7 protein-coding genes are annotated in these 23977 nt (G+C 39.8%); all 7 read left to right on the plus strand.

Annotation, left to right across the window (positions count from 1 at the left end; all coding sequences use genetic code 11):
- Window positions 1–46 precede the first annotated feature (46 nt).
- On the plus strand, window positions 47–11542 hold the full coding sequence (locus tag T501_RS12640; protein WP_044915180.1) for a SpaA isopeptide-forming pilin-related protein: 11496 nt from the start codon (window positions 47–49) through the stop codon (window positions 11540–11542).
- Window positions 11543–11924: 382 nt separating this feature from the next.
- Window positions 11925–12845 (plus strand): AEC family transporter, encoded by a 921-nt coding sequence (locus T501_RS12645; RefSeq protein ID WP_044915181.1) that lies wholly within the window; start codon window positions 11925–11927, stop codon window positions 12843–12845.
- Between the two features lie 193 nt (window positions 12846–13038).
- Window positions 13039–16851, plus strand: a complete 3813-nt coding sequence (locus T501_RS12650) for a diguanylate cyclase (protein ID WP_044915182.1) — start codon at window positions 13039–13041, stop codon at window positions 16849–16851.
- A 118-nt stretch (window positions 16852–16969) separates the two neighbouring features.
- Complete coding sequence (aspS, locus tag T501_RS12655; RefSeq protein ID WP_044915183.1) at window positions 16970–18832, plus strand: aspartate--tRNA ligase; 1863 nt, start codon at window positions 16970–16972, stop codon at window positions 18830–18832.
- Between the two features lie 74 nt (window positions 18833–18906).
- Entirely contained in the window at window positions 18907–20343 is a 1437-nt protein-coding gene (locus T501_RS12660) for an MBOAT family O-acyltransferase (RefSeq protein WP_044915185.1), read from the plus strand.
- A gap of 260 nt (window positions 20344–20603) precedes the next feature.
- Window positions 20604–21755 (plus strand): alginate O-acetyltransferase AlgX-related protein, encoded by a 1152-nt coding sequence (locus T501_RS12665; protein ID WP_044915187.1) that lies wholly within the window; start codon window positions 20604–20606, stop codon window positions 21753–21755.
- A gap of 145 nt (window positions 21756–21900) precedes the next feature.
- Entirely contained in the window at window positions 21901–23712 is a 1812-nt protein-coding gene (locus T501_RS12670; RefSeq protein WP_044915190.1) for a leucine-rich repeat domain-containing protein, read from the plus strand.
- The last annotated feature ends 265 nt before the right edge of the window (window positions 23713–23977 follow it).

Below are 23977 nucleotides of genomic sequence, written 5' to 3' on the forward strand. Positions count from 1 at the left end.
TTCTTAGGGATTTGCTCAAAATTTTAAGACTTGGGAGATGAGGGGTATGATTAAAGTGAATACTATGGGGACTTCTAGAAAAGGTCGTAATAAAGCTATATCCGGCTTTACTCTTGCAGAGATTCTGATTGCACTTGGAATTCTCCTGATTTTGATGGCTGTCGGTGTTATTGCCGGCACAAGAATAATAAGAAATACGAGACAGTCTCACCTTGATAAAAGAGCTGAGGCTGTTTACTATGCTGCTCAGAGCCGGATGATGGAGCTCTTTGTAACTCAGGAAAAAGTTGAAGAAGAGATTACCAAGGATGGAAAGACTGTAACAGTATCAGTTGTGGATGAGCTGTATAACGGAAATAAATTTGATTATAACGGTAAAGAGCTTGGTTATGTTACTTCTGATGATTCCGGAAGTATTGTTTTCAAGGATAATACCCTTAGCTCTGAAGTTGGCGGATCCAATGTAATTATTGAGTATGATCCCATAAGTCTTGATGTATATGCTGTAATTCTAAGCGATACCCCGGATAAAGGTGGAACATCCCTTGCAGGTCTTACAGGCCAGGGAAGCGGTGCGCCTGTAAGAGGAACTGCTCAGGATAGAATAGACGCATACAAGGGGTATGTAGGTTATTATGCTGAGGGTGATAATGGTGCTCTTGGTGCTAAGTCTGATAGCGGATTATCTGCAGGTGCATGGATCGTAAACGGAAGAGATCTTCTAGGTATAGTAAAGATCACTGTTGATAAGGAGACAAAGGATCTTTTAACAAACCTTACCTACAAACTTACGGTGAGTGGTCCTAAGACAGGAACCGGAGAAAACGAGACATACACAGAACTTAACATTACAGGAAGAGAGATTGTATGGCAGAACTATCAGGGCGGACCTGATAACAATTACCTTAACATGACAGGAGCTGGAGCGGGGTCAGGTCAGAGGCATACTGTTAATGATGGAAGTCTTCAGGCAAACTGGTTTGGCGATGTTTCAAACTCAGCGGATACCTATGGACTTATTGGATATATAAAACTGGATTCGCTTGATAAGGATTATAGATTAAGTGATCTTCTTGCTGAAGGAATTCCCGTAGAAGGCCATGGAGGCGAGATTAAGCCCGGACAGGATATCAGTATATCCATAAAAGTATGGGATTCTGATTCTGCTAATGGACTCTCACAGCAGACCAGAAGTGCAAGTGCTGTTTCAAATACAGAAAACAGCTTATTCGGCGACTTTGATTATAAGAATAATTACAGCGTTGCTGAGATTATTTACCCCAGACACTTACAGAATCTTGATTTTGATTATGCAAAAGCAACGGCAGCAGCTGCAGACGGCGGTTCAGCCAGCACTAAGATAGCAGCAGTTCTTGCAGAGGATATAAACTGGTCCGAGGATGCTAACAAATATAATGGCAATGTCAGAAACTTTACTCCGATATCCAATAATGAACTCAAGTCATTCACAGGAGAAAGAATTGAGCTTAATACAAATTCACCATATATTGATCAGCTGGCAGGAATCGTGATCAGCTCTGCTGACAGTGTTACAGCTGTTGATCCTCAGGCAGGAAATGATGCAGAAGAGGCATCCGGTAATCTGTTCCATGTGATAGAAGGCATCAAGGTAGATACTGAAGATTCATATGCCCTTGTGGGAACTAACAGAAATATCGGACTCTTTGGGAATCAGCCTGATATCACCATAGCAAATCTGGTTCTTAGAAACTTTGAACTTAAAAACAATGAAGTTAACCAGGCTACGGGTATGCTTGCAGGAAAACTTACAGGCACTTCAGTGGTTAAGAATGTATTTGCCTATAATAAGAAAGAAGATGCAGTAAGTAAGAGTATAACCGGATCAGACAGTACAGGCGGACTAATCGGTGAAATAGAAGGCGGCGCCATAGATGGCTGCGTAGTAAAAAATCTTCTGGTTACTTCAAATGGAAACACAGGTGGTTTTGCAGGAAAAATAAAGAGCTGTGAAGTAAATAATGTCCTTGTATTTGGCGAAGATAAATTTGACAACTACATAGGTTCTCAGAGTAACAGTAGTGCTTACGCAGGCGGTTTTGCGGGCTCATTGGAGGCAGGAACTGTCAAGGGATCCGTAGTCAGAAATGTTAAGGTTAATTCTGCAGGCGGAGCAGGCAGCTTTGCCGGAAGTATGAATGGATGTGAAATATCAGATGCTTTGTCTTATAACGAGGCGCAGTTTGACAACGATATTATCATCCAGGGATCAGGTAATGTTGGCGGATTTATCGGCGCTACTGAAGGCGGAAGTATAACCGGATGCGGAACAGCCATGTATGTGGAAGGCGGTACGGCAGCAGGTGGATTCATCGGCGCTTCAAATGGAACAACGATAAATAAATGCTATGCAGGCGGTCATACCATAGATGGAGGAAAATACAGCAGCGTTGAGGATCATGCAACTCCGGGAAGAATAAATGTTGTTTCCACCGGTGCAGCAGGAGGATTTATCGGATCATCCACAGGAAGTACAGTATCTAACAGTTACTCAACCTGCTCTGCAAAGGGAGCCACAAGAGGTGGATTTATTGGCACTTCCGCAGGTGGAAATGCTACTAATTGTTATGCAACAGGAATGGTGATATTTGAAGGGGAAACATCTGCCCAGGCGGGAGGCTTTATCGGAAGCGGATCCATATCACCTTCTAACGATTACTATTTCGAGATCATAAATAAAGCAGATGATAAGTATGTTCTCGGTATTGGTGGCACTGATGAAAATCCCGATGGAATAAAGGCAATAGACAGTATAAAGGAAGCAGATGGTATAGAGGACAGATCTGCATATACCTACAATAACAGCGTAATGGTAGCCGGAAATCAATTCCAGGGCAGAGAGGAACTGACCAAAAAGTATGATGAAGGATTACCTGCTCAATATCCCATGAAATTCGCTTATGAACTCGCGAATGAGAGCTATGATCCTACCCAGCCCACGGACTACTTATTCTTTGCCTATGAGCATCACGGAGACTGGCCAAGACCGGAAACTAACATAATAAACAATGCAAGTAACAATTTAGGTGCGTTTAATAAAAAGGGCAGCTTTGAAAGCTTTTCACCTTTTGAAGTAATAAAGGCTATGGCAAGTAGCCTTGGAAATAATGAGTACATAAGAGCGCTTGCTGAAGCGGTTATTACAGATCCTATTACTACAGATAGCACTGCACCGGATGAAAGTAATGCAGCGGTAGCAGAGAGCAGCCAGGAAGAACCTGCACAGGCAAATGATGATTCAGCAGCTGCAGCAGCAACAGAGAATGCGGAAGCAGCAGACAGCAGCGAATCAGGGGAAAGTGCAGCTCCTGAAGAAAATGCTACATCAGGTGAAACTGCTCCGGCTGAAGAAACTTCAGAAAGCGGCGAGAGTACAGAAGCTTCGGAGAACAATGAGAGTAACCAGCCTTCTGATGATGCAGGCGAACAGAATTCAAATACTAGCGAAAATCCTGAAAGCGCAGAAGCAGTAGATAACAATACTGAAGAAACAGGGGATACCACAAAGGAACAGGAGAATGCCGGAACAGATAATTCTTCTAATGAAAGTGAAGGCAAAAACAATGCTGCTGCATCAGGGGAACAGACTGAAATAAATGAGCCTCAGCAGGATACAAACTCTGATGTAAAAACCGAAGAAAAAACAGTATCTGAAGGAGATGAAAAGACTCCTGCAGAAAACACTCCTGCTCAGAACAACAAAGAGAGCGACATAGAAAAGAAACAAAAAGAAGCTATAGAGGAGGCAGAGAAGAATCTTAAGGAGATGGAGGAGGAAAATCCTGAAGAAGCTGAGAGCCTCGAAGAATTCTCCTTAACAGATGAAGAGCATGGAATAACAATATATTATAACGCCGATGCCGATATCCCTGAAGGTGCAGAGATAAGGCTTGTTGATATTGCCAGTGATAGCGAAGATTACGATTATGATAAGCTTACTTCTGATGCTGCGGAGGCACTGGAACTTGTGCCTGAAGAAATCGCAAGCTTTAAGGCTATCGATATTTCAATTGTCTATGACGGCGAAGAAATACAGCCCAAAGCGCCTGTCCGTGTTGAGATCAAGGCAGAGAAGCTCTACGAAAACAATGAACTGTATGTGGATGATGTGATTTCTGCAGTCCATATGAAAGAAGATGAGCCTCAGGTAATAGAGACAACAGTAACAAATGAAAAAGAGGAAGAAGAACAAGGAGAAGAACAGAAAGAAGAGGTAACTACTGTCAATGAAGCTGCTGAAACAGTCAGCTTTGATGCTGATGGTTTCTCTGTCTATGTCCTTGTTCAGCCTGTAATGCAGAAGCAGGTAAAGGCATCTGACGGAAACGTTTATGAGATTACTGTTGACTATGATAATGCTTCAGGAATTCCTGCCGGAGCAGAGCTTATAGTTAATGAAATTCTTCAGGATTCTGATGATTACAAGGGATATATGGATGAATGTATGGGTGAACTTGATTCTTCTGATGAAGAAATATGGTTCGCGCGAGCTTTTGATATATACTTCTTCAATCCGGAAACAGAAGAACACTATCAGCCAAGTAAAGACGTTTCTGTTTCAATCAAACTTATGCAGGATGATGTGAATGCGGATAGAGAGATGTCTGTTGTTCACTTTGGAGACAGTACAGAGATCGTTGACTGTGCAGTTGATGAAGAAGCTGTAACCTTTGGTGCAGACAGCTTTTCCGTTTATGTAATCATCGGCCACGTTGGAGATGGAGAAGTTAAAACTCCCCGTGTTGAATTCCATTTCTTAGATGGTGAAACAACGAATATAGGAAGTGGGCTTTTCAGTGCAGCTCCGTACTCATTCGCTAACAAAGCGGGAACACTTCAGACAACTGAAATCATCAAAAATGGAGAGACGCTTGAGAGCGTTAAGAATCCTCCAAACAAAACTATTGAGGTTAATGGAAAATCTGTTGAACAGTACTTCTTTGGATGGTATGTTGTCAATTTTGATTCTTCAGATAACGGTCAGGTAAGATATACATGGACTGATGATCCTGATCAGATTTTGTTTGATAAGCCGATTTCCATTACTCCGCCAACAAATGGAAGAGTTGGAGAAAATATCACATGGACAATGAACGGAGTCTCAGGTACAGGTGTGCTTGAGGATGATGGATGCTGTCATGTTTATCTTGCTCCTGTATATGAAGATTATTACTTTATCAACTTCCATATTGGAACTAAGGAGGATTCGACTCTTAGAAACAGTATTCAGCTTAGAAGACTTGTCGTTCTTGGAAACGATGAAAGCGTAACGGTTCATATAGGTGATGTAAAGGCATCAAGTACTGATTCTACCAGAAAGGTATTTGCAGGATGGGAAACAGCTACGCCGACTTATGAAACAAAGGATTGCTATTATTCCGTAGATGCAACTACAGGTGAAGAGGTCAACAGCCCCGGAAGCACCAGTGGATATTTCGTTACTTTCAATAAATCTGATTTTATAGATGAGCGTATTGATCTATACCCTGTTTTTGCTGAGGCAAGATGGATTAACTTCAACACCGGTAAGAGCGGTAACAACGCCAAGTACATACCTGCGCAGTACATACTTACAAGTGACTCGGAAAACAGTTATTATATTTCCTCACTTCCCGGAAACACTGAAGCTGTCAGAAGCGGATATGATTTCATGGGATGGTATGCTGATGCGACACTGGATAATGAAGGTAATATTACTAACCTCGCTAACGGTGCGGTGAAGATCGCAAATGCAGACGGATCGCTGGTAAATAACTATACAAAATATGATACAGACGGGACTACGGTTCTGTATAAGATAGTTGACGGAAAACTCTATCTGTACAAAGAACTCGACTCCCTTACTCTGTATGCGTTGTGGCAGGAGTATGCTGATACAACATATAAAGTTATTATCTGGAAGCAGAAAATAACTGATAGTAAAACTGCGACTGCTGATCAGAAGACCTATGATTATCAGGATTCATTCTTAAATATTCCCGGCAGGTCTTCCAGCACATTGGATCAGCTCGATATAGCTGCTTATAAAGCATACACCTATACCGGTTTCCACTATGCAAGATGTGATATGAGCACAAGCAGGCTTGCCAGTGACGGAACCTCAGTTGTTAACGTGTATTATGACCGTGATCTGATGACCATAAACTTTGTTAACATACCTGGTGGAACAACAAATTATACATATAGTGAGACAACTGCGCAGACAGGAAATAATCTGTATGGATATGTGGATGGAGAATATGTTCCGTTAACATATACCTCAGTTTATGTGTTTACTATTCCGTACAATTATATCTTGTATACCGGAACACCGGCAGAGGGAGACGCTAGTCATTATGGTATCTATAATAATGAATACGTACAGATATATTATTCAAATGGAAACTGGTATAGATCAAGATCTTGGTGGGGAACCTACTCAAATCCATACAACGGTGCTGTGTATTCTCGTGAAAATGGATCGGTTTATACAGGAACGCGCTATATAAGGAACGGAAATAACTATACTCCAACCACCAGCACTAATGGTACACAGTATGCAAATATAAATGGTGTATATATACAACTTACAAGGACTAATGGTTATGAATACAGATATATAGACGCTAATAATAATGAACAAATCTATGAAGGAAGGAGATATACAAGAACAAGTGTAACAAGTTTGCAATGGACAGGATTATATGGACAGACTTTTGCTCAGAACGGATATAGCTGGGATACAGTTTCTATGTATTCCTGGAATGAGAGTAGTAGCGGCAGCGGAACAGGACAAACCATGCTATATGCCTTTACTCAGACCAGTAATCCATATAATCTGTATTATCGGGGAGATGCAGGAACAAGGGCTATCTATCATTACAGACAGCAGCTGGATGGATCATATACTCAGGATGACAGAGAGACAGCTTTATATTCTGGAACTTCAAGCCAGGTTAACTTCAATTTCACAAACAAATTTGATGGATTTACTGTAAAATCGTACTCTACAACGGCTGAAGGATTTGTGACTTCTGGAGGAACACATAATATCTCGGTCGGAAGTAGTGCAAGTCTTAATACACCATTTTACGTTTATCACACAAGAAATAGTTATACGTTAACGATGAACGTAAATTATCCAAATGATGTAAGTCTGACATTCCCTTCGGGACCAAGTACCGATAAGGAATACACAGTACTGTTTGGAGATAACTTTAGCAGATTCTCCAGTAATGGTCCTGATTACTTTGAGCCAAATATTCCTGAGAATTACACATTTGACGGGTGGTTTGAAGATAAGACAGGAACAAAACCATTTAACTTTAACCAGACTATGCCTTCTGCTAATAAGATTATCTATGCTAAGTGGTCTCCTTTAAGATATAGAATTATGATTGATCCTAATGGTGGTGAGATTGACCACGTGGATCATGGAATCTATCAGAATGGTGGATATCAGGGATATGAACAGATTCGTCCGTTCCGAAATAATGGTAGTGGATATAATCGAAGTCAGGCTACTTATGTTAATGCTACTTATGGAACTGTGATCAGCGAGTATGATCTACACAGAAATTATGTTCCTATAAGTGATGCTGCAGCTGCGACATATACAGGCACAATCTATTATTATCTGAATACGCAGTATAACGAAAATGATGGTAGCGGACTACCCAGTGATCTTCGAAATGCTTTGTATATTACTGAACCTGAAATAGATGAGTACTATAACTTCTATTATGACTGGACAACAGCCAATGTTGAGGGAGGCTATATTACAGGTACTACTGTTTTAGGTAAGGAAGCTTGGAAGAGTATATATGTTTCATCTCAGAAGTATAGAGAAAAATATCCGGGTGAAAATTATCAGTTCCTGGGATGGTATAAACTTGATTCTCAGGGAAATCCAGGAAACATGCCCTATGATTTCACGCAGCCTGTCAGAGAGCCGTTTACAATCAAAGGATTCTGGAGACTGGACGGAGGATATTCTGTCGAATATAATCCTCAATTCAATGCTCAGGATGGAGAATCAACTGTAAGTATAAATGGTGAGCTTACACAGTGGAGAGATCCTGCAGTAACAGATTCCAATTATGCAGATGGTGCTGAGACAGAGATTTTACAACAACCAACAGGAATAACTGCAAATGGACAAGAAAGTGAAGATTATATTTTCAGAGGATGGAGACTTGTAAGCAGAACTGTAGATGGACAAGGTAATGAAGTATTTACTCCTCTTGAGAATAATGTGTACTATGATCCCGGTGATGAATTCATAATCAAGGCAGAATATGCAGATAGCCAGGGAAAGATTTATATGCAGGCATATTATGAACAAAGGGATGCCTCTTATAGAAGACCTCATATTGCGAATCTGACACTTGATGCCAACACAGGATTTATTACACTTGATGGAACGAATGAACTTACCACCAATACTGATCTTAGTGATACATGGGAGGGAGTAGGAAATGTTTCAGCCACAGTTTCTACACCGACCGGAGATACTGAGTTCATAGAATTTGGTGATATACAGTCAAATGCAGAGATTCATCTTCATAGATATGCGACAAATCTCCAGACGGATGCAGCAGGAAATAATCTTACTGACTCTAAGAACTATTTTGCCCATGAAAATGGATATTTGCTGCTGGGATTTGATGATAGCAGTGACGAAGGAGATTATATAGCAACTTATCCTGCAGATGCATTGATCACAGTACAGAGGACTGATGCAAAAACAATCTATGCTGTATGGGAGCCACTTGTTTATCTTAACTTTGTAAACAATACAAATAAGGGAGATGTAACATTTGGTCTTAGCTCTACAGATAGTACAGCATTACAGGTTTTAAATGTTAAAAACGGTATATACGACCGCACTCCGATAGCTAATCTCAATAATATTACTGTTGCAGAAGGTGAAACATTAAAACTTGCTATTCCATATGGCGCAGGGAAAAACATAAAAATCAGCGGAATAAATACTCTGGGTCGAGGAACAATGCTTTGGTGGGAGAGCGATGCTGCTAACAATCCATCAGAAGGATTTGTTGAAAACGGTGAAGAATTTGAATTTACAGAAACTCCGATAGTAGATGCTACAGGTATAACAGTAACGTTTACATCCAAGCAGCATGATAGAACGATAGTACTTCATGATAATTATGGAGATGATGAAACACATGAGCTTTATCTTGCTAATGATGAAGTAAGTACGATTCTGCCAACAACAAATACAAGACTTGGTTATCAGTTTAAGGGCTGGGCCAGAACCAATAATGCAACGACACCGGATTACTCATCAGCTAATAACTATACGATTAGCGATCTGGATGCATTTTTCGGAACAGAGATAATTAAGGATTTGTATGCTGTTTGGGAAGCTCGTGCAGAAGCATCGACCGTATATGCATACAAGGAAGTAATTGTTCCCGGAGATTTAACTAAAAAATTTAAATTTACTGTTTCGTTTTCCGGAATGTGTAAACCAACTAATGGTGGTAATTATCTATCTGTAAGTGGCGAAAATATAACGAAACCTTCCAGTACGAATACACCAAATTGTACTGTGCAGATGCTTCTTAAAAGTGGAGAATATCTAAAAATATTCTCAGAGAAGTTTGTCGGACAATATCGTCAGGGAGGTAATGCTGGAAGACGTCCGTATCTCAGATCAACTGTTACAAAATATAATGAGAATGATGTTCAAGTAGGAGAGTCTGAAGTACTTTATTGGGAGGGTACTAGTAATGTAGAAGTAAATTATAATACTCCCGGTGTGGACTATATTGTTGAGGAAGCTGACTATACTCAGGACTACTACGATACCTCTGTTGCTGTAGCTGCTGAGATAACTCAAGGGTCAATAACACCATCATCAACTAGCAGGACGATAACATGGCGTGACTCCGATGCGGGTGGTACAGCCATCTTCACAAATGAGAGACAGACAGTTGATGTTAAGGTTGAAAAGGAGCTTGTAACTGAAAGTGAAAGCCCTGTATTAACTAATTTCAATTTCCATGCATCATATATAGTTCGTGATGAAGTGAACAACGATGAAGTGAACAACGATGAAGTGAGCAACGACGAGGCTGAGTATAATCTTGACGACTTTACAGTAACAAGCGGGTCATATACCTACATCAGAAAAGTGCCTGTGGGCGTAGATCTTGTTATAAAAGAGGAAGAGGATGCAGAGGATATATATGAAACAGAAGTAACAGCAAGCTCATTAACAGCGACAATTGATGGAACTTTTGATGAGACAGAAAACTCATTTACATTCAAAGTGCCTAAACAGGATGAGCTAACAGTTAAGTTTAAGAATACTCTTAAATCCTACAAGGTTACCTTCTACAAGGTAGATGGAAATGAGGAACCCGGAGTAGAGGCATTCTTTACACTTTCACACGATAGCAGTGTACTTGGAACCTTGTTGTATCCTAATCAGACAACGGGTGTATTTTATCCAAGACCCAATATGCTTAATACCAAGATGTATGTAGGTGAGTACAAGCTTACAGAGACCTGGGTAGAGTCGGGATTCATGAAGCTTGAAGATGACATTACTATTACCATATCAGGTGATGATGATGGCAAGATCACCTCTGACGACAGAGTACATGTAAAGGTAAAAGAAGAGCGTGTAAACGGAGAAAAGGAATTCAAGGTATACATCATTAACTCCAACGGAGCAGAGATAGACTTTAAGAAAATCGATGCTTTCGGAAATGTGATTAAAAATGAAGGAGAAGCAACTGAAGCATGGTTTGCTTTGTACGAGACTTTTGATGATGCTTTGAATGCTGTCGTGACAGATACTGAAGCGGGTACTACTTTCGATGATACTGATGATAAAATTGCAACTTTGACAATTACAACAGGAACCGGCTCAAATGAAGTAAAGGAGCAGAAACCATATGCTACTCAGGATGACGAGGGTGAGGTTAAATTCGAGATTCCTGCAGGAACATATTTCATGAAGGAGGTTAAGGCTCCTGAGGGATATACTTTCGATAATACAGAGCATGCGGACTATGGTGTCGAAGTTGAAAATGATGAGCAAAAGCAGTGCATTTACAGGATCGTTGTAGGTACTGATGCGGCATCTGATGCAGGAATAACACTTGAGGAGAATGAGGAATTCAGGATTCAGAGAATGAAGGATGCTACAACAGCAGATGAGACGCTGGATGTTAAAGAATACGGCATTATGAATATTTCAAAGAAGAATGAAAGGATTGTTCTCAAGAAAGAGGCATCGACAGGCCTGCCGCTGACAGGTGCTACTTTCGATATAGTAAGACCTGACAGATCATACTATAAGAAGAATCTGTCATCCGGTGCAGCAGGAGGATTCTTCATTGCAGATCTTCCTTATGGCTACTACTACCTGTATGAGAGTGCAGCACCTTCAGGATACGCCGGATCCGGCAAGTATTATAAACTTACTATAGACGAAAATGGTAAGACACTTACAGGACCTGCAGATTCAATTGAAGCATATGAGTAAGCTATGAAAAAACAATAAACGGTATTTTCGGATTAACTACAGCTTAAGGGACTGCCACAGATCAATTATGATTTAGCAAAGAAAGCAGAATCAGTCGATTTAATGTCGATTGATTCTGTTTTTTTATCTTACAGGAAATTCCTCCGGATTTCCTATAAGATAAAAACACTCCGTGAGGATGCGCACTCGCGCGATAGGAATATGTTGCTTGTAGCAACCGCGCTCGGCGCGAGAATTTTGCAAGCAAAATTCTTATTTTAAAATATTTAGCGAGGTATTTCCGAGCTTTGTAGGATAGATATATAATGACGGATAAAGTAAGATATTGTGTGCGATTTTATTTGTTGATATAATTTTTAAAAATTTTTTAGAGGATATGAAAATGATCTTATTACAGCAGATGTTTGTTCTGTTCATGCTTATGGCAGTCGGTATCATATGCAGAAAAACAGGACTTATGAATGATAAAGTCAGTAAAGGAATGTCGGGAATTGTAGTAAATATTGCAAGTCCGGCTTTTATTCTCTCTGCAGGAATAAATAAAGAGCAGGTGGTAACAAACAGGCAGCTGTTAGCCTGTGCCGTGGTTACGGTCATGATATATCTTGGGCTTATTCTTGTATCCTTGTTTCTTCCATTTTTATTAAAACTTGATAAGCGATATTTTGGAACCTACAGGGTAATGACGATTTTTTCAAATATTGGATTTATGGGATTCCCTATTGTATCTGCAACCTATGGAAGTGTGGGACTTTTATATGCAGCATTTTTCCAGTTCCCTTTTAATCTTTTGATTTATACCTATGGAATCAGAGCAATGAGAAGCGGCAAGGATATAGATTTCGATAAGAGCTTTTCCTGGAAAAACATCATAAATGTGGGAGTTATATCAGTACTTATCTCCCTCATTTTGTATTTGTCACATGTCCATGTGCCGGAGCCGATTGAAGATGTGATCACAAGTCTCAGCGGGCTTACTGTTCCTATGAGTATGATGGTAATAGGTTATGCACTTGGTGGAATGAAGCTTAAGAGTCTGTTTGAAGACTATAAGCTAATGATTTTTTCATTGATAAAGCTCGTTGTTATTCCAATAATCGGAGTAACTATTCTTAGGATTTTTATTAAGGACCAGATTCTTTTGGGGGTATGCTTCGTTATGATCGCAACGCCTGTTGCCAGCATGAGTGCAATGCTTGCGCAGTATTACGGCGGTGATGAGGATACTGCATCCAGAGGAGTTGCACTTACAACTTTATTATCGGTGGTAACAATTCCTCTTGTAGGCGCCATCTGTTTGTAATAAAAGTTTATTATTTCTTTATTCTTTCTTGCTATATGCTTCATTGAGTGGCAAATGCCATAATGATAGAATTAATTGTAAAACTATGACATTACAACCGATAGATTTTGGCAGAGCATTTTGCAGGCAGGTATGGCAGATACCATTTTTCTGTTGTACCTGCGTTGCATAGTTTGTTCTTGAGGAACAGTCAATGGAGAAGATGAAGCATTGGCAGAGCTATTTACTTATATTATTCTGTATTGCGATTAATCTTTGCGGACGAAGCATTACAAGTCATGTGGAACTTCCATTCTGGCTTGATTCAATAGGTACTCTCATTGCGGCCATTCAACTGGGGCCTCTTGGTGGTGCTATCTGTGGTGCTGCCCTGAATATTATTCTTGGAATAATGAGTGATGGCTATATAACTATGGCTTATGCGCTGGTATCTGTAGGCATTGGTATTTCTGTGGGGATATTCTATCCTAAAGCAAGCTACTATACAGTTTTCAGAGTTATGGCAACAGCAGTATTTGCAGGCTTTGTAGCTGTTTTTCTTTCTACCCCCCTCAATATGATCTTTTATAGTGGAAAAACCGGAAATGTATGGGGAGATGGTCTTATCGACATGATCTCCAGAGATATTAATGTCCCGATAATATGTTCCTTCCTTGGGGAAGCATTTGTAGATATTCCGGACAAGGCATTAAGTGTTGTTATAGCATCAAGATCTATATACCTGTATCATTTTTTTACGGACAGAAGGAAAAGAAATTACGGAATAAAGTCGATTTTATGGCTCGTTTTTCCTGTTGCATGTTTGAGCTTTTCAATTAATGCAAAAGCAATCGATATGAGCTCTGAGTATGCTACAACGATTTATGATACTGAGGATGGTCTTGAGACAGTAGAAATAAATTCCATTGCTCAGACAAAGGATGGCTATATATGGGTGGGAACTTATGCAGGTGTATACAGATGTAATGGTTATGAATTTGAACAGATTGACCTGGATAAGCGAATCAGTAATGCACGGCGTCTTTATGTTGATCATAACGGATATCTGTGGATCGGGACAAATGACAGTGGTTTGGCCTGCTATCATCCCAAGGATAAAACCATTAGCTTCTATACGGAGGATGATGGCCTTTCATCAAATTCAGTAAGAGAAATCAGTGAAGATAATGATGGCAATATCTATGTGGGTACTGCTACTGACCTTTGCATGATTGACAAGGAAGGAAAGATAAAAGTCTTTTCAAAGGAAAAGCTTTACGGTGTGAGATCTCTTTCCTGTAATTCAGATGGAATCATGGCAGGGGTAAGTAATACCGGAGAACTTTTTTTCATAAAAAATCAAACGTATGCTGGCAAGATCGAGACTGATGACGAGAATGTGAAATTTGCCGCTGTGGCAGCAGGGGAACATGGCGTATTTATGGCGGGTACAACTTCAAATTATCTGATTCAGGTAGTGGTCAGTGATAATGGAATAGAGCGTGGGAAGAAGTATACGATTAGCGATAATGAATATTTTAATAAGCTCTATTATTCCAAACAGAATAATGGATTTTTCTGTGCGCTTAGTAATGGAAACGGATTTATTACTAATGAAGGTAAATTTACCAACATGTCCACCAAAGAGTTTAATGGTGAAGTCAGTGATATTACTGTAGATTATCAGGGAAATGTATGGTTTTCCTCAAATAAGCAGGGCATAGCCAAATACTCCTGGAATCCTTTCATGGATATTTTTGCCAGGGCAAAGGTTCCGCCTGCTGTTGTAAACTGCACTTTGATAAGGAACGGACTTTTGTACGTTGGAACTAATGATGGTCTTTTGACAATTGATCTGAAAACATTTTATTCAGTGCCAATTGCCCATCCGGAGCTTTTTAATGACGTAAAAATCCGGGATATTATGGAGGATTCTTCCGGGAATCTGTGGGTCAGTACGTATGGGAAAAATGGCCTTATAGAAGTAAAAGCCGATGGCAGAATAGAAACCTATAACGAAAGAAACAAGAAAACCGAAGGAAATAGCTTCAGATTAGCGATTGAGCTTTCCAATGGGACCATCATAGCTGCAAGTACTACAGGAATTACTTATATTGAAGACGGAGTTGTAACAAAAACTGTAGGTGAAGAGCAGGGGTTAAAAACCCAGGTTCTTAGTATGCATGAAATAGAAGATGGAGATTTTATTTGTGGTACTGATGGAGATGGAATAGTAATCATCAGTGACGGCAAAATCCGCTATAAGTACGGCAAGGCAAAAGGGATGGAATCGCTGGTTGTAATGAAGGTAATTCCCTGTGGAGTGGGTGAGTATATCTATGTTACAAGCAATGCTCTGTATTACTATAAGGATAATAAGGTCAGCAAGCTTACGAATTTTCCGTATAACAACAACTATGATGTCTTTTTCGATGATTATGGTAATGCATGGGTAACCTCCAGTGCAGGAATTTTTATAGTAAAAAAGGCTGATCTGATCAGTAATACAGAATATAATTACACTCTTTTGAATAAGGGCCGCGGATTATATTCATCACTTAGCGCTAATTCCTTCAATTCATATGCAAATGGTTTTCTTTACCTGTGTTGTACAGATGGAGTAAGAAGGATTGCGGTTAATGAGCCTAACTATGTTGATAGAGATTACACAATTGCCATAAATAAGCTGACTGCAAATAATAAGGAAATCGAACCGGACGCCAATGGTGATTATTACATTCCGGCTATTTCCGGAAGGGTATCCTTCGAGATTGCAGTACTTAATTTTACGCTTTCAAATCCTCTCGTTCACATTTTTTTAGAAGGTGCTGAAGATGAAGGTATAACCTGTTATCAAAAGGATATGAAAGTCTTAAGTTACATAAATCTTCCATATGGTGATTATGTGCTTCATGTTCAGGTATACAATTCTGTAGGTAAAAACGTAATAAGAGAAGAGAAATTCAAGGTTTATAAGGAATCACAGATTTTTGAAAGGCCATATTTTAAAGCATATTTGATATTTGTTTGTACTTTGTTTGTACTTTTCATTGGATGGTTTATAGGAAATATCAGAGTTGGAATTCACAATATGGAAAGGTGGCAGAATGAAGCCAGGATCGACCCCATGACCGGATTCTGGAATAAACGCTACACACAGATAGCCCTTGAAGACATCTGTAAAGAGTCCAGCGGAATATTTATGATGATTGACCTTGATAATTTTAAATTGGTCAATGATGTCTTTGGACATGAGATGGGTGATAAGGTTCTGGCAAAGTTTGCAGAGCTTGTCAGATCATGCTTTAGAGAAAAAGATTTTATAGGTCGTATCGGCGGAGATGAATTTGTGGCATTTATCCAGGGGACCTGTGATGAATCTGCGGTTGCTGATAAGGAAAAGTTCCTCAATGAACAAATTTTGAAAAGTGGTGAAGATATCATGGGTAATGAAATGAATATACCTCTCGGAGTTTCTATCGGAGCGGTTTCTACCATTGATGGAGGAAATGATTTTACTGAGCTTTTCAGAAAGGCAGATAAGGCCCTTTACAGTGTAAAGCAGAATGGCAAGCATGGCTATTTTATGTACAAAGATGCAGGTATTGGTGCGGGAGATGAGATTAATGCTCAGGGAGTAGCAGGTATAAAGATGATTCTTGAAGAGAGAGGCGCTAAAAAGGGAGCGTATTTTGTGGATTTTGATAAGCTGCAGATGGCATATAGGCTTTTCTCAAGAATGGCAAAGCGAACCATAGTTAATATCTATCTGTGCCAGTTTATAATGACCAGAAATGATGGCGGAGAAGTTGATGAAAAGGTTATGGAAAAGTTCATAGAGGTTCTGACTGCCAGCCTTAGAAGCAATGATGTCATGGCCATGAACGGTAAGAATCAGGTTATTCTTATTCTCACGGATATAGCGGCAGAGAATGGGCATACCCCTGTTGAACGAATTGTCGAAAGGTGGAATGAGATTGAAGGCCACGAGGATTACACAATAAACTATGAATCTGAAGCAATGTAACAGATAAAGTTTTTTAACACAGTGTGAATAATTGTGCTAAAATGATTTCTGATGTTTAGTTATAGGAAATACCTATTAAAATAGAAAACTTTTGGATTTGTTTTAAGGAGATTTAAAAATGCAGTCACGTACACATACATGTGGTGAGCTCAGAATTGAGAACGTGGGTAATAAAGTTAAGCTTGTGGGCTGGCTTGAGAACCTGCGTGAAGTTGGATCAGAGCTTGGCTTTGTGGTTTTGAGGGATTTTTATGGAACGACTCAGATCGTCATTGAGACAGAAGAGATGATGAAGGTCGTTAAGGGAATCAATAAAGAGTCAACTATATCAGTTGAAGGAACAGTCAGAGAGAGAAGTTCCAAGAATCCCAAGCTCCCTACCGGAGATATAGAAGTAGTACCTGAGAAGATTGATGTTCTCGGACGTTGCAGATACAATGAGCTTCCTTTTGAAATCAACAGAAGCCGTGAAGCTGATGAATCAGCTCGTCTTAAATATCGTTATCTTGACCTTAGAAATCCTGAGGTTAAAAAGAATATTATTCTTCGCAGCAATGTTATAGCTGCACTTAGAAAGTCAATGATTGAGCATGACTTCATGGAAATCACAACACCTATTCTTACAGTGTCATCTCCTGAGGGAGCAAGAGATTACCTTGTTCCTGCAAGAAAGCACCCCGGAAAGTTCTATGCACTTCCCCAGGCGCCTCAGCAGTTCAAGCAGCTCCTCATGACTTCAGGAATTGATCGTTATTTCCAGATCGCTCCCTGCTTCCGCGATGAGGATGCCAGAGGAGACAGAAGTCCGGGTGAGTTCTATCAGCTGGATATGGAGATGGCTTTTGCATCTCAGGAAGATGTATTCGAGATCTGTGAGGATGTGCTTCCTCCAATCTTTGCAAAATATGGTCTTTATGACAGAGCTTCAAGTGCTCCTTTTGCACGTATTCCTTACAGAGAAGCAATGGAAAAGTATGGCTCAGATAAGCCTGACCTTAGAATTGACCTGACTGTTCAGGATGCTACTGAGGTTCTTAAGGATTGCGGATTTGGTCCTTTTGCAAGCGTTGTTTCAGAAGAGGCAGCAGCTGCAAGCAAGGAGAAGGCAGCAGAGACAGGTGATAATTCAGGTGTTCTCAACGCAGGTGATGAGACAGGCGTTAGAATCAAGGCTGTAGTTATCTCTGATTTCAAGGAGAGCCGTAAATTTATTGACAAGACAATCGCTGATGTTGAGGTTCAGGCAGGTGCTAAGCCTTACTGGTTCAGACTTGATGAGAACGGCGAGATCGTTGGTGGTATTGCTAAGTTCGTTCAGGATAAGAAGGAAGATGTTATATCAGCCCTTGGACTTAAGAGCGGAGATCTCATTGTTCTTAGCTCAGGTAAGCTTGGACAGGCTCAGAAGACAGCAGGTGTCGTAGTTAAGACCTTCGGAGCAGCAGTTCCCGGACATATGGATAAAGAGCAGTATTCATTCTGCTGGATCGTGGACTTCCCGATGTATGAGATCGGTGAGGAGTCAGGCGAGCTTGAGTTCTGCCACAATCCTTTCTCAATGCCTTCAGGCGGTATGGAGACACTTCTTAAGGCTGAGAGAGGCGAGATCGATCCTCTTGATATCATGGCTGATCAGTATGACCTTGTATGTAATGGCGTTGAGCTTTCATCAGGCGCTGTTCGAAACCATGATCCTGAGATCATGATCAAGGCATTCGAGATGGTTCGTCTCGGAGAAGAGGATGTTAAGGCAAAATTCCCTGCAATGTATAACGCATTCTGCTATGGTGCTCCGCCGCACGCAGGTATTGCTCCCGGCGTAGACCGTATGATAATGCTCCTTGCAGGTGAGAATTCAATCAGAGAAATCATACCGTTCCCGATGAACAAGAACGCTCAGGATATTATGATGGGCGCTCCCGGAGAAGTTACTGATAAGCAGCTCGAAGAGCTTCATATTAAAACGGTAGTAGAGGAGTAAAAACACCAGTAGAGGAATAAAAAACACCAGAGGTTCCGAGTAGTCGGAACCTCTTTTTGAAGAAAAGGAGTTTTATGGTCTTTAGTTCTACAGTATTTTTATTTTGCTTTTTACCGTTGACACTGATAGGTTGCTATCTGATAAGAAGTCAGATTTATAGAAATATCTGGCTGCTTATCATGAGCCTTGTGTTCTTTGGCTGGTCACAGCCGGGGTATTTATGGATCATTGTTGCCAGTATCATTATCAATTATCTATCAGCTTTCTTAATGAGTCTTTTTGAACGTAAAAAGAAGGCCATTTTATTTTTGGCAGTTGTCTGCAATTTACTTCTTCTTTTTTATTACAAGTATCTGGATTTTTCCATTCAGACTTTAAATGATACCTTTGGAATGTCAATTCCTTTGCAGGGAATAATTCTGCCAATTGGTATATCATTTTTCACTTTCCAGGGCATGAGTTATGTGATCGATGTTTTCAAGGGAGATGTAAAGGTTCAAAAGAATCCGCTTAAAGTAGCGCTGTATATTGTCCTGTTTCCTCAGCTTGTTGCAGGACCAATTGTCAGATACATTGACATTGAAAACGAGATAGATAACAGGAATCCCGGAATTGATGATTTTTCGGCAGGCATAACAAGGTTTGTAATTGGACTTTCCAAAAAGGCGATAATAGCCAATACTATGGCGGAAGTAGTTGATACTATCTGGGATGCAGGGATATCCAATAATACGATTGCAATTGCCTGGCTTGGAAGTATAGCGTATTCGCTTCAGATTTTCTATGACTTTTCAGGATACAGCGATATGGCGATCGGTATAGGAAGAATGCTTGGATTCCATTTTTGCGAGAACTTCGATAAGCCCTATATCTCCAGGAATATAACTGAGTTTTGGAGAAGGTGGCACATCTCATTGTCATCCTGGTTCAGAGATTATGTATACATCCCGCTCGGCGGTAACAGAAAGCATTTGTATAGGAACCTGATAATTGTATTCATGCTTACAGGACTGTGGCACGGTGCATCATGGCACTTTGTTATATGGGGTGCCTGGAATGGATTCTTTATTGTGGTCGAGAGACTGCTGAGGGGACGAAATAAGAAATCCAGGATGGCAGCAGAGGGCAAGCTTGCAGTTGCTTCATTAGGTAAAGAAATTCTGAGACATATATATGCACTCTTTGTTATAAATACCGGTTGGGTGCTTTTCAGAGCAGATAATTTCGCGCTGGCTATGCAGTATCTTGGAACAATGTTCGGAATAGGCTTATCCGGAACTCCTGGATTTACAATTTCCTGGTATGTGAATAACTGGGTACTGTTTGTAATGGCTATTGCAATAATGGATATCGCAGGAGTTTTTTCATATATAAAGAAAAATCTTCTTGGAAAAATGCCGTTTATGGCATATTCGATAGCAAAGATAGTAGCCATATATGGAATGTTTATTCTGGCTATTATGAGAGTTATGTCCGGCACTTATAATCCGTTTATTTATTTCCAGTTCTGATGTGATGAAAAATGGATTCTTGAATGCTTTCCATGTCATTGTTCGGAAAGTCATGACTTTCCGAACGATAACAAGGAAAATCGTTCGGAAATCTGGCTTCGCCAGACACGCCCCTTGCTTCGCAAGGAACTGGTCCAATACGATTATCGAATTTCTGAAGAAATTCAATAATCTATGAGTATACAAACATTGACATGGAAAAATGAGAGGACATGCTGTGGTAAATACTATTGTTACCGGTATGGAGTATATAAATAATTATGAGTAGTAAGATTTTAAAAAAGATATATATTTGTGGATTTGCCATAATGCTTCTGCTACCGCTTATTTTTATCAATAGAGATGAGAATGCCATATCTGAGCAGGAAAACAGAACATTGTCCGGATTCCCGAAGCTTAGAAAGGATGGCGGCTTTAACAAGGAGCTTCCGACTGATATAGAGAATTACTTGAATGACAGACTGGGCTTTAGAGATCAGATAATATCACTAAATGCGCTAATGCAATATCATGTGTTTGGCAGAATGGAAAACGGCAAGAGGTACAGACTTGGACCTGATGGAGAGTTCAATATCATAGAGAATGACATGGTGGAGACCTATCAGCATTTCAATCTCTTTAGTGATGAGGAACTTGATAGAATTGCCTGGGATTTTCAGACTGTATCTGATTATTTAAAGGATAGGGACTGCGAATTTTACTACATGCAGTGCTGGGATAAGCAGACTATTTATCCTGAATATTTTCCTACAAGTGTTAATCAGTACGGGGATTATTCAAGGACAGATCAGTTTTTGGAAACCTTAAAGACAAGGACCGATGTGCCTGTGATTTCTCTTAAGGAAGACTTTATTGCCAACAAGGGTAATTACGAGGTATACAGTAAATACGGTGATCCGGTGCATTGGACACAGAGAGGTGCATTTATCGGATACACCAAGGTCATGGAAAAGCTAAATGAGAACAGGACGGACAAGTTCTCAATCCTCACTGAGCCTGATTTTGATATAACCATGACCGACCAGGGTATGAGCTTCTATGGTGGTGTAAGAAGAGAAAATATCTCTGAGGATTTCAAAAGAAAAGCCACCCACGCGGTTATGGATGAAGACTACGACGAAGAGCACGAAGAATTTGAGGGGCTAAAAACCTATCATTTTGTTAATGACAACGCAGGTAATGACTGCAAGGTCATGATTGTTGGAAACAGCTTCATAGTCAATTTCCTGAAAGAAGATTTTGCAGAAAGCTTCGGCGAGACACTTGTTGTCTGGAACGACCTTGGGAAGAAATTTGACTCCTGGGTTGAGTGCTATGATCCCGACATTGTAATTTTCGAGATGGTAGAGCGCTATGCAGCTTATGATAAGGTTCATAAGGCAGCCAAAAAGATTTCGAAGAAGTCATTTTAATAGTAATTTAATGCAGGTTTTACCTGTAATTAATACACATTAGATATTATAAAATTGATTTTTGCTATAATTTTTGCTTGATTAACATACCGGTACTATCAGGTCGAAGTATACGGCTTTGTATGTTTTTTATGAGGGAAGATATATGAGTAAAGTAAGCAGAATAATAAGAGCAATGGCAACTGTAATAGTTTTTATGATGTGCTTATGTGTATTCAGGATAGAAGCAGCTGCAGATGGTCTGGATCTGGTTGAGGAGAATCTGGGCAATAGGTATTATCTTGAGGGGTTCCCTTTGGTATATTCTGAAAACTGGCTGTTTCAGATGAAGGCGAATGAGGCTGTCATCATAGCCTATTTAGGAGACGCAGGGACTGATTCTCTGGAACATTTGGATACTCCCCGTACTGTAAAGATGACAGATGGGAGAGTATTTCCGGTAGGAGCTATAGGGAAAGGAGCGTTTTCTCAATCAAATGATAATTATACACATGCGCAGCGCGAGATGGGAGAGACATTAGCCCAAAAGCATAATATTTGGAAAATACAGTCTCTGACAATTAATCAAAATATTGATGCTATTGGAGAATATGCGTTTAGCAATAATACTGAGATAAAAAATATTACATACTCAGAGACAGTTTTGGAGAGTATTGGACAATTTGCATTTAGAGGATGTACCGGATTTACTGATTTTACTATTCCTGAGACAGTTTCAATGCTTGGGAATAGCTGCTTCTCCGGATGTACAAATCTAAGAAATATTAATATTCCCAGTAAAGTTACTGTTATTCCTAATCGGTGCTTTAATGCATGTTCAGCTCTTCAAAATGTAGCGCTTCATTCGGGCGTCACGGCTATTGGAAGTAATGCTTTTTCTGAGTGTCGTTCATTTACCGCTATGACGCTGCCTGATGGAATTAATTCCATAGGAGCAAGTGCTTTTGAATCTTGTAATAATATGAAGACGATAAATATTCCAACGAGCATTACCAAAATAAATGATAAAACATTTGCTCATTGTGATATTTTGGAAAATGTTTATATTCCCGCTAATGTAACAAGTATCGGAAAATATGCATTTGCATATAGAGTTTATGGACGTGAATATGAGTTTAACGCTAATGCACCTAATCTGCCTGCAGTAGAGCTAAGTGAAGGATTAAAAACTATTGATTCCTACGCGTTTTATGATATTCCGGGAATGAAATCTTTATCTATTCCATATTCTGTTGAACGCATAGGAAATTATGCAATAGGCTACTATGAGAGCCAGGCAGGAACACGCACGATTCCGGGATTTAGAGTTTTCTGCTACTATGACTCTGCAGGTGAGGATTATGCGGATGCAAATGGTTTTGATAAAACCTGTGTTGTAAACAAGGACGCCATAATAGAATCAAATAATGCAGGATTTATATCTTCAGATAAAAAGGGAGAAGTAATCTTAACCAATATCTCGAAGACGAATATCACATCCTATAAAGTTCCAAAGACAATTAAAAAAGGAAATAAGACGTATACCGTCACTGCTATTGGAGAGAGGGCATTTTCCGATTGCAAACTTCTTAAAACTGTAACTATAGAGGCTGAGGTACAGACAATCGGCGCCGGAGCTTTCAGTGATTGTACAGCACTGGAAACCGTGAAGATAGGTGATAAACTCACAACTATTGAGGATGAAGCTTTTAAGGGATGCAAAAAGTTAACTACTCTTACGATTGGCAGTGGACTTCAGTCTATTGGTGCAAGGGCATTCTATAAATGTAAAAAGCTTGGGAAGATAACCATAAAGTCCGGCAAAATCAAAAAGATTGGAGCGAAGGCATTTAAGGGGACTTCTAAAAAGAGTGAGTATACACTTCCTTCGAAAAAGCTGAAATCATACAAGAAGAAGTTTAAGAAGGCAGGCACACCAAAGTCTGTCACCTACAAGAAACTACCTAAAAACAACTAAGAACTAAGTTAAATAGCTGGAAATAAACAAAAATAAGTGTTGCTTAAACAAGAGCTGTGGAAGATTATTTTTTATCAATCCACAGCTCTTTTTTCAGTGTTTTAAAATTCTAAACCGGGTAGGGTTCTATTTCTTAATTCGCCAATAATATCATGTATTTAAAAGTTAAATGTTTGTAAAATCAAGGATAAATCATTGTTTTTTCTGATAAATACTTGTATTATTGAAATATATATTGCGAAATTTCGTGATTGAAAAAATATTC

It is taken from the genome of Butyrivibrio sp. WCE2006 (genome assembly GCF_000701985.1).
Taxonomy (GTDB): Bacteria; Bacillota; Clostridia; order Lachnospirales; family Lachnospiraceae; genus Butyrivibrio.